This window comes from Caballeronia jiangsuensis (assembly GCF_046030135.1).
GTDB classification, from domain to species: Bacteria; Pseudomonadota; Gammaproteobacteria; order Burkholderiales; family Burkholderiaceae; genus Caballeronia; species Caballeronia jiangsuensis.
In genome coordinates this window covers 35310-48008 of record NZ_JAQQDB010000034.1, presented here as the reverse complement: position 1 = coordinate 48008, position 12699 = coordinate 35310, and the positions used below count along the sequence as shown (strand labels likewise).

Below are 12699 nucleotides of genomic sequence, written 5' to 3'. Positions count from 1 at the left end.
TCAGCCATTGAGATCGACCGCGACGAGCTTCCATGACACGAGGCCGTAGCGGTGAAAGATCGCCGAGTAACGCGCATCTCCGGCGCCGTGCTGATAGGTGACGACGAACGTGTTCAGGCTTCGATAACCGGCGGTGGTCTGTGGCGGTTCCCTGGGCGCCTGCTGCGCGGCCGTGACGCCCGAGGCCGGCGCGTTCGACGGCGTTGCCGATGCACCGTTTCCGGCTTGCGGCGGTTGCTCGCCCGGATCGCCGCGCGGCGGAATGCCGTTCAGAATCGCCGCGACGCCGTCCGGTGTCGCATATGAATCGACGAGAGGACCGACGAGCGCCGCACCGATCATCGCCCCGATGATTGCGAGCGGATTGCCGCTCTTTTGAATATCGACGCGGCGCGTGAGCAGTGCGCCGACCTGTTCCTTGAGGCTCGCCCGCAGCGCGGGAAAATCGACGTACTGGTTGACGGTCTGCGCGTCGCGGGCATCGGCTGCGCGCTTCACGCGATTCAGCGCGATATAAGGTGACGCGTAAATAAAAGCGAGCGCCGCGACGAGAATCAGGACAACGAACGCGGTAGCGACAGAGCGGGTAGTGCGGGACATGCGACGACGAAGCCTCTTTGCAAAACGTGAATCCGGGATTGACCACGCCGGCGCGCGATAAATCCCGTGAATTCACGTTCCGCCCCGATTCAGGCGAGGATGCCGCCGGCGAGCCCCGCGTCTTCCTCCGCGATGCAACGGTCGATCATGCGCGACACTTCGTCGATCTTGCCCACCAGAATCACGCGCGATTGCCCGCGATAGACGCGCACCGGCGCGCGCTGTTCCGGCTCCGCGTGCACCGTGCTGCTCAGCGACACGCGCGCGAAAGCCGGCTGCCGGGAGGGCAGCGCGGGCATGTCGTCGAAGAGGTCGGGGGCGGTTTCGGCGTGCGGCGTGCCGCATGCGATCAGCGTGCGCAGATGGCGCAGGCGGCCAAACTGACGGAAGGGCAGCAGACGGGCAAAACGTTCCATGATGACTCTCCAGACGATAGGACGCACCGCGGCGCACCGCGCACGGCGGCCGTCATGCTTGTTGTGTTTGAGCCGCCTCGACTGAGCGTTAAAGCGGTTGGTGAGGCTATCTTGCGATGTCAATGGGACATTTCTTGTCCCATTCTTATCTCTTTCTGAACATGAGCGAACTATTTGCCCGCGCTTTTCGCTCCCCGCCCTTGCCGGGCGGAGACTTCAGAACTCGCCAGAACGAATCAGGCCAACCGCGATGCCTTCCAGCGCGAAATCGCCGCTGCCGGAGCGCACGAAAATGTTCTCGTAGTCCGGATTCTCGGCGATCAGCTCGACCCCGTCCGGACGACGCTTCCAGCGTTTGACCGTGACGTCGTCGCCCAGACGCGCGACGACGATCTGTCCGTCCTTCGCCTCGGTGCGCTTCTGCACGGCGAGCAGATCGCCGTCGAGAATGCCGGCGTCGCGCATCGACAGGCCGCGCACTTTCAGCAGATAGTCCGGCTTGCTGGAGAAGAGCGCGGGATCGCATGCGTAATGCTGCGAGATGTGTTCCTGCGCGAGGATCGGGCTACCTGCCGCGACGCGTCCGACGAGCGGCAGCGACAGTTGCATGATGCTCTGATGCGGCAGCGTGAACTGATGCGGCAGTTCCTCCGAGCGATCGATGCGCGAGGCGTCGCCGAGCAGCCGGATGCCGCGCGACGAGCCCGCCGCCAGTTCGATCACGCCCTTGCGCGCCAGCGCCCGCAAGTGCTCCTCGGCCGAATTCGCCGAGCTGAAACCGAGTTCCGCCGCGATCTCGGCGCGCGTCGGCGGAAAGCCCGTGCGGTCGATCGCGCGCTGGATCAGTTCGAAGACCTGCTGCTGCCGCGCGGTAAGTTTTGATGTCTTTGTCACAGGCTCTGGCCCCTGGGTGCACTGTATGGATGGACAGTTGACTGTATTTTTATACAGTATTTCGCGCTTTTCAAGCTTTACTTTAAGTTCGTCCGCCCGCCGCAGCCGAGGACGCGTTTCGCCGCCGCCGTCGCTTCTTCCACCCAGGAATATGCTTCTTAGCAGTTTTACGTATAAAAAAGTGAATAACGATTATTTCTAATCATATAGACGCCTCGATAGACTGATTCCGTCAATTCGATAAGACGGAGAACGGGGAATGCAAAGCATCAAACTGGGATTGGGCAAGGGCGCGCGGCGCGTGCTCGCGGCGGCAGCGCTGACGGCGGCGGGCGTCGGGCTGGCTGCGTCGGCGTTTGCGCAGACGTCGTTTCTGAACGTCTCCTACGACCCGACCCGCGAGCTGTATCAGGACTTCAATCAGGCGTTCGCGAAGAAGTGGAAGGCCGACACGGGCGAAACGGTCACTTTCAAGCAGTCGCACGGCGGCTCGGGCGGACAGGCGCGCGCGGTGCTCGACGGTCTGCAGGCCGATGTCGTCACGCTCGCGCTCGCCTACGACATCGATGCGCTCGCGTCCAAGGGACTCGTCAACGCGGACTGGCAGAAGCGTCTGCCGGACAACGCGTCGCCGTACACCTCGACGATCGTGTTCCTCGTGCGCAAGGGCAATCCGAAGCACATCAAGGACTGGGACGATCTGGCCAAGCCCGGCGTGTCGATCGTCACGCCGAATCCGAAGACTTCGGGCGGCGCGCGCTGGAACTATCTCGCGGCGTGGGCGTATGCGCAGCACAAGCCGGGCGGCAACGACCAGACCGCCAAGGACTTCGTGACGAAGCTCTACAAGAACGCCGGCGTGCTCGATTCCGGCGCGCGCGGCGCCACGACGAGCTTCGTGCAGCGCGGCCAGGGCGACGTGCTGATCGCGTGGGAGAACGAGGCGTTCCTCTCGGTGAAGGAATTCGGCACGGACAAGTTCGAGATCGTGGTGCCGTCGGTGAGCATTCTCGCGGAGCCGCCGGTCGCGGTGGTCGACAAGGTCGTCGACAAGCACGGTACGCGCAAGCTCGCCGACGCCTATCTCAAGTATCTATATAGCGACGAAGGACAGCAGATCGCCGCGCGCAATTTTTATCGGCCGCGTTCGGACAAGGTGCCCGCTGAACTCACGAAGCAGTTTCCGAAGCTGAAGCTCTACACCATCGACGACACGTTCGGCGGCTGGACGAAGGCGCAGAAGACGCATTTCGCGGACGGCGGCGTGTTCGATTCGATCTATCAGCCGCAGTAAGCGAAAGAGCGGGCGACGCGGCGCGTCAATGACGCCGCGCGCCCGAAGCAGCGACGCGCCCTACCCCGGCGCAAGAAAAGGATCAATCAAGGATGACGACCCTCACATTCAAGAAGCCGAGCGCGCTTCCCGGGTTCGGCCTGACGCTCGGCATCACGGTGGCGTACTTAAGCCTCGTGGTGCTGATTCCGCTTGCCGCCACCTTCGCGAAGACCGCGACGCTCGACTGGGCGCAGTTCGTGCGCGCGGTCACGTCGCCGCGCGTGCTCGCGTCCTATCGGCTCACGTTCAGTGCCGCGCTCGGCGGCGCGCTCATCAACGCGGTGTTCGGCTTTCTCGTCGCGTGGGTGCTCGTGCGCTACACGTTTCCGTTCAAGCGCATCGTCGATGCGATCGTCGATTTGCCGTTCGCGCTGCCGACCTCCGTCGCGGGCATCTCGCTCGCCGCGGTCTATGCGGGCAACGGCTGGATCGGGCAATATCTCGCGCCGCTCGGCATCAAGGTCGCGTTCACGCCGCTCGGCGTGCTCGTCGCGCTGACGTTCATCGGCTTGCCGTTCGTCGTGCGCACGGTGCAGCCGGTGCTCGAAGAGTTCGAGCGCGAGCAGGAAGAGGCCGCCGCGTGCCTCGGCGCGACGCGCTGGCTGACGTTTCGCCGCGTCGTGCTGCCTTCGGTGTTTCCCGCGCTCCTGACCGGTTTCGCGCTCGCGTTCGCGCGTGCGCTCGGCGAGTACGGCTCGGTGATTTTCATCGCGGGCAATGTGCCGATGAAATCCGAGATCACGTCGCTGCTCATCATCACAAAGCTCGAACAGTACGACTACGCCGGCGCGACCGCGCTTGCCGTCGTGATGCTGTGCGTGTCGTTCCTGATGCTGCTCTTCATCAACACGCTGCAATGGTTTCTCCAGCGGCGCACGAGCAAGACGGGCGCGGCGCCTGCCGTCGCGGCCGGGCCTTCGCTGCATGTCGGACATCCGGGCGGAGGTCAGGTATGAGCACGCCCGATAGCAAGGCGCTTCCGGTGCACGCCGCCGCACGCGTGCGCGCAAGCGGCCTCAATCCCGTCACCGAACCGCGCGCCGTGCGCTGGCTGCTGACGGGCATCGCGCTCGTGTTTCTTGCGCTCTTTCTCGTCGTGCCGCTCGTCGCGGTGTTCGTGCAGGCGTTCGCGAAGGGCATCGACTATTACTTCGAGTCGCTGAAGGATCCCGATGCGTGGTCCGCGATCAAGCTCACGCTGATCACCGCGGCGATCGCCGTGCCGCTGAACGTCGTGTTCGGGCTGGCCGCTTCGTGGGCGATCGCCAAGTTCGATTTTCGCGGCAAGGCGCTCCTGACCACGCTCATCGATTTGCCGTTTTCGGTTTCGCCCGTGATCTCCGGTCTCATCTACGTGCTGATTTTCGGCGCGCAAGGCTGGTTCGGTCCGTGGCTCGCCGCGCATGACGTGCAGATCATCTTCGCCGTGCCGGGCATCGTGCTCGCGACGATCTTCGTGACGTTCCCGTTCGTCGCGCGCGAGCTGATTCCGCTGATGCAGGCGCAGGGCAACGACGAAGAGGAAGCGGCGCACGTGCTCGGCGCATCGGGCTGGCAGATCTTCAGGCGCGTGACGCTGCCCAACGTGAAGTGGGGCCTGCTCTACGGCGTGATTCTCTGCAACGCGCGCGCGATGGGCGAGTTCGGCGCGGTATCGGTGGTGTCGGGCCATATCCGCGGCCAGACCGACACGATGCCGCTGCACGTCGAAATTCTCTACAACGAATACAACTTCTCGGCCGCGTTCGCGGTGGCGTCGCTGCTTGCGCTGCTCGCGCTCGTGACGCTCGCGCTCAAGCTCCTCGCGGAGCGGCGCATGTCGCAAGCCATCAGCGAAACCCGGACACCCGCACAGAATTGAAGAGGCCGACAACATCATGAGCATCAACGTTCGCAATCTGCAAAAACGCTTCGGCGATTTCACCGCGCTCGACAACGTCACGCTCGATTTTCCTGCGGGCGAACTCGTCGCGCTGCTCGGGCCTTCGGGCTGCGGCAAGACCACGCTCCTGCGGGTCATCGCGGGCCTCGAATTCGCCGATGCGGGCCAGGTCGTGCTGCATGGCGAAGACGTCGCGGCAGTCGGCGCGCGCGAGCGGCAGGTCGGCTTCGTGTTCCAGCACTACGCGCTCTTCAGGCACATGACGGTGTTCGAGAACGTCGCGTTCGGCCTGCGTGTGAAGCCGCGCCGCGAGCGTCCGAGCGAAGCCGTGATCCGCGAGAAGGTGCATGAACTGCTGAAACTCGTGCAGCTCGACTGGCTCGCCGAGCGTTTTCCGTCCGAACTGTCGGGCGGACAGCGGCAGCGCATCGCGCTGGCTCGCGCGCTCGCCGTCGAGCCGAAAGTGCTCCTGCTCGACGAGCCGTTCGGCGCGCTCGATGCCAAGGTGCGCAAGGAACTGCGCAGCTGGCTGCGCCGCCTGCACGACGATCTGCATATCTCGACGCTCTTCGTCACGCATGACCAGGAAGAGGCGCTCGAAGTGGCGGACCGCATTGTCGTGATGAATCATGGGCGGGTGGAGCAGGTGGGCAGTCCGCAAGACGTGTACGATCATCCGCAGACGTCGTTCGTGTACGAGTTTCTCGGCGCGGCGAACCGGCTGCAGGGCAATGTCGATGCCGGCGGCTTTGTCGTCGATGGCGCCGCGAGCCCGATCGCCGCGGAGGCGCATTTCAGGGGCCGGGCGCTCGCGTATGTGCGTCCGCACGATCTCGCGCTGTATCCCGCCGACGGCACGCATCGCGACGGCATCGTGGTCGGCGTGCGGCGCGTCGTGACGCTCGGCGGCTCGGTGCGTGTCGAGCTCGAAGGCAGCGCAGGCGGCGTGATCGAGGCGGAACTGGATCGCGAGGCATGGCGCGCGCTCAAGCTCGATGTCGGCGACGGCGTGACGGCCGTGCCGCGCGCGCTGCGCGTCTTTCCGGCGCCGTCGCCGGCGCAATGAGATAACAACATAAAAGGATCGCGGAGAGGTTTCACATGAATTTCCAGCAATTGCGCTTCGTGCGCGAGGCCGTGCGTCAGAACATGAATCTGACGGAGGTCGCCAACGTGCTCTACACGTCGCAGTCGGGCGTGTCGAAACAGATCAAGGATCTGGAGGACGAGCTCGGCGTCGATATCTTCATTCGCCGCGGCAAACGTCTCACGGGTCTCACCGAGCCGGGCAAGGAGGTGCATCAGCTGATCGAGCGCATGCTGCTCGACGCGGAGAACCTGCGGCGCGTGGCGCGCCAGTTCGCGGATCAGGACAACGGCCATCTCGTCGTCGCGACGACTCACACGCAGGCGCGTTACGCGTTGCCGAAGGTCATCCGCCAGTTCACCGAGGTGTTCCCGAAGGTGCATCTCGCGCTGCGCCAGGGCAGTCCGCAACAGATCGCGCAGATGATCATCAATGGCGAGGCGGATATCGGCATCTCGACCGAAGCGCTCGACCGTTATCCGGATATCGTCACGTTTCCGTGCTATTCGTGGCATCACACGGTCGTCGTGCCGAAGGGTCATCCGCTCGTCGGCCGCGAGAACATCACGCTCGAGCAGATCGCCGAATATCCGATCGTCACTTACGACCAGGACTTCACCGGCCGCTCGCACGTCGACCAGGCGTTCGCGAGCGCGGGCGCGATTCCCGATATCGTGCTCACCGCGATCGATGCCGACGTCATCAAGACGTATGTCGAGCTCGGCATGGGCATCGGCATCGTCGCGGCGATGGCCTACGACGCGAAGCGAGACACCGAGCTCGTCGCGCTCGATACGCAGCATCTGTTCGAGGCCAGCACGACGCGTGTCGGCTTGAGAAAGGGCGCGTTTTTGCGGGCGTATGCGTATCGATTGATCGAGATGTTCGCGCCGCAGCTCGAAGAAGCGCAGATCGCGGCCCAGCTTCGCGAAACGGCGTGATCCGCATGCCGGCTGATTTACAATCGCCGGCATGAATACTTCCTCTCTCCCTCGCATCGCCGTGCTGGCGACGGGCGGCACCATCGCCGGGTCCGCCGGTGACGCATCGAAGACGGCGGGCTACAAGGCGGGCGTCGTCGGCGTCGACAAATTGCTCGATGCCGTGCCGGCGCTCGGTTCAGTGGCGCGCATTCACGCCGAGCAGATCGCGAGCATCGACAGCAAGGACATGAGCGCCGCGCTGTGGGCCACACTCTCATCGCGCATCGACGAACTGCTCGCGCAGGACGATATCGATGGCGTGGTCGTCACGCATGGCACCGATACGCTCGAAGAAACCGCGTATCTGCTGCATCTCACGGTGAAGAGCGCGAAGCCTGTCGTGCTGACGGCGGCGATGCGCCCATCGACTGCGCTGTCCGCCGATGGCCCGCTCAATCTGCTGAACGCGGTGACGGTCGCGGCGTCGAGGGATGCGGCGGGCAAGGGCGTGCTCGTCGCGGTCAATAACCAGATTCACAGCGCGCGCGATGTCACCAAGACGAGCACTTACGCCGTCGATGCGTTTCGCTCGCCCGAGACCGGCGTGCTCGGTTTTGTGCAGGACGGGCGCGTCGAGTTTCAGCGTATGGTCGTGCGGCCGCATACCGTCGCGAGCGAGTTCTCCGTGACCGGTCAATGGCCGATGGTCGAGATCGTCGCGAGTTACGCGGATGCATCGCGGGTGATGGTCGATGCGCTTGTTGCGGCGGGAGTGCGGGGGATTGTTGTTGCGGGGACGGGCAATGGCTCGATGCATGCGACGCTTACGCAGGCGCTCGCCGATGCCGTTTCGCACGGCGTCGCGGTTGTGCGCGCGTCGCGCGTGGGGGCGGGGCATGTGATGCGCAACGGCGCCGCGAATGATGACGCCATCGGGAGCGTCAGTGCGGGGACGCTTAACCCTTATAAGGCGCGGGTTTTGTTGATGCTTGCTCTTGCTTCGGGAGTTGATGACTTGCAGCGCGTTTTTGATGTTTATTAGGGGTTTTTTTTTGTTTGCTTGGACTTCCATGAATGGCCTGATTTCTTGTCGGTCTATTAGCACCGCCCCTCCCCGGGGCGGGGGTCACTTTCTTTGCTGCTGCAAAGAAAGTAACCAAAGAAAGCAGCTCGTTTAAGCCCGCGGTCACACGCACGTTGGCCATGCTTGCCAGCCGCCCATGGCACTCGCCTAAGTGTCGCCCTCGAAGGCCCAATCGGGCTTGGCTCGCGCACGGTCTGCCGCCCGAGAGGTTTCAGCGCGCTGGTTCAGCACCAAAGAGCTTCGGCACAGCGCTACGCGCTGCCGTTGGGTATGCGAGGGAAACCGTCGAAGAAGAAGCGCACGCAAACCCGATTGACCCATCGGCCGCGAAGCGGGCTGGAGCTATTTGGTGCTGAACCAGTTTGTGGTGTGGTGCGATGTGACGGACCGTGCGCGAGCCAAGCCCGGTAAGTCCTTCGAGGGCGACACTTAGGCGAGTGCCATCGACGGCTGGCAAGCATGGCCAACGTGCGTGTGACCTCGGGCGGTGAGAAGCTGTTTCTTTGGTTACTTTCTTTGCAGCAGCAAAGAAAGTGACTGCCGCCCCGCACAGGGGCAGTGCTAATAAACCGACACGAAATCAGGCCATCCACAGAAAACCAAAAAAAGCAATCCGACGCGGACACCCGACGATAAACCGTCTGACCGACCAAGGCTTACCCGGCGCATCACCGGGTGCCGCTTCTCGGACCCCACTTTGTCGCCCTCAGCCCAGAGCGACATTTGTCCCGCGTGCCCATACGCGGGACGCCCCACGGTTCAGGTGCCGCTTACGCAGCCTTGGCTTGCGCCGGCTCGTCAGCCACCTGGAAGTTCGACATGATTTCGAGCGCACGCACGAGCGCCGAGTGATCCCACGCCTTGCCGCCGTTCGCGGCGCACACGCTGAACAGTTGCTGCGCGCTGGCCGTGTGGGGCAGGGCGAGGCCCATCTTGCGCGCGCCGTCGAGCGCGAGGTTCAAATCCTTCTGATGCAGCTCGATCCGGAAGCCCGGATTGAACGTGCGCTTCGTCATGCGCTCGCCATGCACTTCGAGAATGCGCGACGACGCGAAGCCGCCCATCAACGCACGACGCACGCGCTCCGGATCGGCGCCCGAACGAGCCGCGAACAGCAGCGCTTCCGCGACCGCCTCGATGTTCAGCGCGACGATGATCTGGTTCGCGACCTTGCAGGTCTGACCCGCGCCGTTGTCGCCGATGAGCGAGATGTTCTTGCCCATCAGTTCGAACAGCGGCTTCGCAATCTCGAACGACTTCTCGGGGCCGCCGACCATGATCGTGAGCGTCGCTTCGCGCGCGCCGACTTCGCCGCCGGAAACCGGCGCGTCGAGATAGTCGCAGCCGAGCGCGTTGATCTTCTTCGCGAACTCCTGCGTTTCCAGCGGAGCGATCGAGCTCATGTCGATCACGAGCTTGCCCTTCGTGAGACCCTTCGCGACGCCGTCATCGGCGAACAGCACATTGGCGACATCGGGCGTGTCGGGCACCATCGTGATGACGACCTCGCTTTCCTGCGCGACCGCCGAGGAATCCGCGACGACCTGCGTTTGCGCGCGGATATCGTCCGGCACCGGAAACTTGCCGTTCACGACGAGCTTGTGGCCGCCCTTGATGAGATTGCGCGCCATGTGCGCGCCCATGATGCCGAGGCCGATGAAACCGATCGTTGCCATACTTCGAGCTCCTCCTGTGTGTCTGGTTTAAGCGGTTGCGCCTTGCTTCACGCCGCCGATCGATTGAAGCCAGCCGAGGCCCGCTTCGGTGCCGTCGAGCGGCTTGTACTCGCAGCCGATCCAGCCTTGATAGCCGATCTCGTCGAGCAGACCGAACAGATACGCGTAGTTGATTTCGCCCGTGCCCGGCTCGTTGCGGCCAGGGTTGTCGGCGAGCTGGATATGCGCGATCTGCGGCAGGTTCTTCCGGATCGTCGCGGCGAGTTCGCCTTCCATGCGCTGCATGTGATAGATGTCGTACTGCAGGAACAGATTGTCCGAGCCGACCGCGCGGATCACATCCAGTCCTTCTTTCGAGCGGTTCAGCGCGAAGCCCGGAATGTCGTACGAATTGCACGGCTCGACCAGCAGCCTGATGCCTTCCTTCTTCAGCGCTTCCGCGGCAAAACGCAGATTCTCGATGATCGTCGTGCGCGCCTGTTCCGCCGATACGCCCGCCGTCGGAATGCCGACGAGGCAGTTCAGTTGCGGCACGTTCAGCGCCTTCGCATATTCGATCGCGCGCGGCACGCCTTCGCGGAACTCCGCGACGCGATCCGGCAGGCAGGCGATGCCGCGCTCGCCCGCTTCCCAGTTGCCCGCGGGCAGGTTGTGCAGCACGATCCGCAGGTCGTTGTCCTTCAGGCGCTTCTGGATATCGCTGATCGAGAACGCGTAAGGGAACAGGAACTCGACCGCCTTGAAACCCGCGTTCGCGGCCGCGGCAAAGCGGTCGAGGAACGGGACTTCGTTGAACAGCATGGTCAAATTCGCGGCAAATTTCGGCATTGTTCTTTCCTGATGGTCGGTCAGTGAATGTTCGCCGCGCATTCGCTCGATCGAACGCGCGGCGGCGAAGCTTCAGTCGAGCGGCGTGACGGCGGTCGGCGCATCGGCCTTGGTTTCGGCGAGCTCTTCGAACTCGTTGATCGCGTCGATCTCGGTGCCCATCGCGATGTTGGTCACGCGCTCGAGAATCATCTCGACCACGACCGGCACCTGATGTTCGGCGGCCAGCGCCTGCGCACGCTTCAGCGCGGGTGCAATGTCTTCCGGCTTGTGCACGCGCAGCGCCTTGCAGCCGAGGCCTTCGGCGACAGCGACGTGGTCCACGCCATAGCCTTCGAGTTCAGGCGCGTTGATGTTGTCGAACGCGAGCTGCACGCAGTAGTCCATGTCGAAGCCGCGTTGCGCCTGACGGATCAGACCGAGATACGAGTTGTTCACGACCACATGCACGTAGGGCAGCTTGAATTGCGCGCCCACCGCGAGCTCTTCGATCATGAACTGGAAGTCGTAGTCGCCCGAAAGCGCGACGATCTTGCGTTGCGGGTCAGCCGCACGCACGCCGAGCGCGGCGGGAATCGTCCAGCCGAGCGGGCCGGCCTGGCCGCAGTTGATCCAGTTGCGCGCCTTGAACACGTGCAGGAACTGCGCGCCCGCGATCTGCGACAGACCGATCGTCGTGACGAAGCAGGTGTCGCGGTCGAACGCGAGGTTCATCTCTTCGTAGACGCGCTGCGGCTTCATCGGCACGTTGTCGAAGTGCGTCTTGCGCAGCATCGTGCGCTTGCGCTGCTGGCAGTCCGCGACCCACGCGCCGCGATCCTTCAGCTTGCCGGCGGCCTTCCATTCCTTCGCCACTTCCACGAACAGTTCGAGCGCGGCCTTCGCATCCGACACGATGCCGAGGTCCGGTCCGAACACGCGGCCGATCTGCGTCGGCTCGATATCCACGTGCACGAACTTACGGCCCTTGGTGTACACCTCGACGCTGCCGGTATGGCGATTCGCCCAGCGGTTGCCGATGCCGAGCACGAAGTCCGAGGCGAGCATCGTCGCGTTGCCGTAGCGGTGCGACGTTTGCAAGCCGACCATGCCCGCCATCAGCGGATGATCGTCGGGGATCGCGCCCCAGGACATGAGCGTCGGAATCACGGGCACGCCGAGCGTTTCCGCGAACTGCACGAGCAGATCTTCCGCCGCCGCGTTCAGCACGCCGCCGCCCGAGACGATCAACGGCTTTTCGGCGTCGTTGAGCATCGTCAGCGCCTTTTCGATCTGCGCGCGCGTCGCTTTCGGCTTGTAGACCGGCAGCGGCTCGTACGTGTCGATGTCGAATTCGATTTCGGCGAGTTGCACGTCGATCGGCAAGTCGACCAGCACCGGACCCGGACGGCCCGAGCGCATCAGATGGAATGCCTGCTGGAACACGCGCGGCACGAGCGCCGGCTCGCGCACGGTGACGGCCCACTTCGTGACCGGCTTGGCGATCGATTCGATATCGACGGCCTGGAAGTCTTCCTTGTACAAACGCGCGCGCGGCGCCTGGCCGGTGATCGCGAGAATGGGGATCGAATCCGCCTGGGCCGAGTAGAGGCCGGTGATCATGTCCGTGCCCGCCGGGCCCGACGTGCCGATGCAAACGCCGATGTTGCCGGGCGCGGCGCGGGTATAACCTTCGGCCATGTGCGATGCGCCCTCGACGTGGCGCGCGAGCACGTGGCTGATGCCGCCCGACTTCTTCATCGCCGAGTAGAACGGGTTGATCGCTGCGCCCGGCACGCCGAACGCGGTATCGATTCCTTCTTTTTCCAGCACGAGGACGGCTGCGTCGACGGCTCTCATCTTGGGCATGGTTGTCTCCTTCCTGGGGGTCTCTATCCGAAATGGCTGTCTGCATTCAAGCAGGGTTCCGTTGCACTTTAAGTCTGTGAAAAAGGTTTGATAAGATCAGCCGCAGTCGCTTTTTCCCAAACAAA

General features: G+C 63.7%; 12 protein-coding genes. 6 read left to right on the top strand and 6 right to left on the bottom strand.

Annotation, left to right across the window (positions count from 1 at the left end):
• The 3 genes from PQR08_RS28690 to lexA all read right to left on the bottom strand — a co-directional run bounded on the left by PQR08_RS28690 (position 1) and on the right by lexA (position 1910).
• Positions 1-600, bottom strand: coding sequence for a DUF2939 domain-containing protein (locus PQR08_RS28690; RefSeq protein WP_187604832.1), 600 nt, complete (start codon positions 598-600; stop codon positions 1-3).
• 89 nt (positions 601-689) lie between these two features.
• Positions 690-1016, bottom strand: coding sequence for a hypothetical protein (locus PQR08_RS28685; RefSeq protein ID WP_035498782.1), 327 nt, complete (start codon positions 1014-1016; stop codon positions 690-692).
• A gap of 216 nt (positions 1017-1232) precedes the next feature.
• On the bottom strand, positions 1233-1910 hold the full coding sequence (gene lexA, locus PQR08_RS28680; RefSeq protein ID WP_035498780.1) for a transcriptional repressor LexA: 678 nt from the start codon (positions 1908-1910) through the stop codon (positions 1233-1235).
• Between the two features lie 259 nt (positions 1911-2169).
• Between lexA and PQR08_RS28675 the strand changes: the two genes are divergently transcribed.
• From PQR08_RS28675 to PQR08_RS28650, 6 genes are all read left to right on the top strand, one after another.
• A complete protein-coding gene (locus PQR08_RS28675; protein ID WP_187604831.1) occupies positions 2170-3204 on the top strand; it encodes a sulfate ABC transporter substrate-binding protein in 1035 nt (344 codons plus the stop codon).
• A 92-nt stretch (positions 3205-3296) separates the two neighbouring features.
• Complete coding sequence (gene cysT, locus PQR08_RS28670) at positions 3297-4202, top strand: sulfate ABC transporter permease subunit CysT (RefSeq protein ID WP_250483562.1); 906 nt, start codon at positions 3297-3299, stop codon at positions 4200-4202.
• The gene (gene cysW / locus PQR08_RS28665) at positions 4103-5107 is read left to right on the top strand and encodes a sulfate ABC transporter permease subunit CysW (RefSeq protein WP_408163092.1); all 1005 of its coding nucleotides are present in this window, start codon (positions 4103-4105) and stop codon (positions 5105-5107) included. The genes cysT and cysW overlap by 100 nt, the downstream gene beginning before the upstream one ends.
• Before the next feature lie 16 nt (positions 5108-5123).
• On the top strand, positions 5124-6194 hold the full coding sequence (locus PQR08_RS28660; protein ID WP_035498774.1) for a sulfate/molybdate ABC transporter ATP-binding protein: 1071 nt from the start codon (positions 5124-5126) through the stop codon (positions 6192-6194).
• A gap of 35 nt (positions 6195-6229) precedes the next feature.
• Complete coding sequence (locus PQR08_RS28655) at positions 6230-7156, top strand: CysB family HTH-type transcriptional regulator (RefSeq protein WP_035498772.1); 927 nt, start codon at positions 6230-6232, stop codon at positions 7154-7156.
• A gap of 31 nt (positions 7157-7187) precedes the next feature.
• A complete protein-coding gene (locus PQR08_RS28650; RefSeq protein ID WP_250483564.1) occupies positions 7188-8180 on the top strand; it encodes an asparaginase in 993 nt (330 codons plus the stop codon).
• Positions 8181-8992: 812 nt separating this feature from the next.
• Here PQR08_RS28650 and PQR08_RS28645 read toward each other — a convergent pair.
• The 3 genes from PQR08_RS28645 to gcl all read right to left on the bottom strand — a co-directional run bounded on the left by PQR08_RS28645 (position 8993) and on the right by gcl (position 12574).
• On the bottom strand, positions 8993-9898 hold the full coding sequence (locus tag PQR08_RS28645; RefSeq protein ID WP_250483536.1) for a 2-hydroxy-3-oxopropionate reductase: 906 nt from the start codon (positions 9896-9898) through the stop codon (positions 8993-8995).
• Between the two features lie 27 nt (positions 9899-9925).
• Positions 9926-10726, bottom strand: a complete 801-nt coding sequence (gene hyi / locus PQR08_RS28640) for a hydroxypyruvate isomerase (protein ID WP_035498943.1) — start codon at positions 10724-10726, stop codon at positions 9926-9928.
• Positions 10727-10798: 72 nt separating this feature from the next.
• Positions 10799-12574, bottom strand: coding sequence for a glyoxylate carboligase (gene gcl / locus PQR08_RS28635; RefSeq protein WP_238215602.1), 1776 nt, complete (start codon positions 12572-12574; stop codon positions 10799-10801).
• Positions 12575-12699 lie beyond the last annotated feature (125 nt).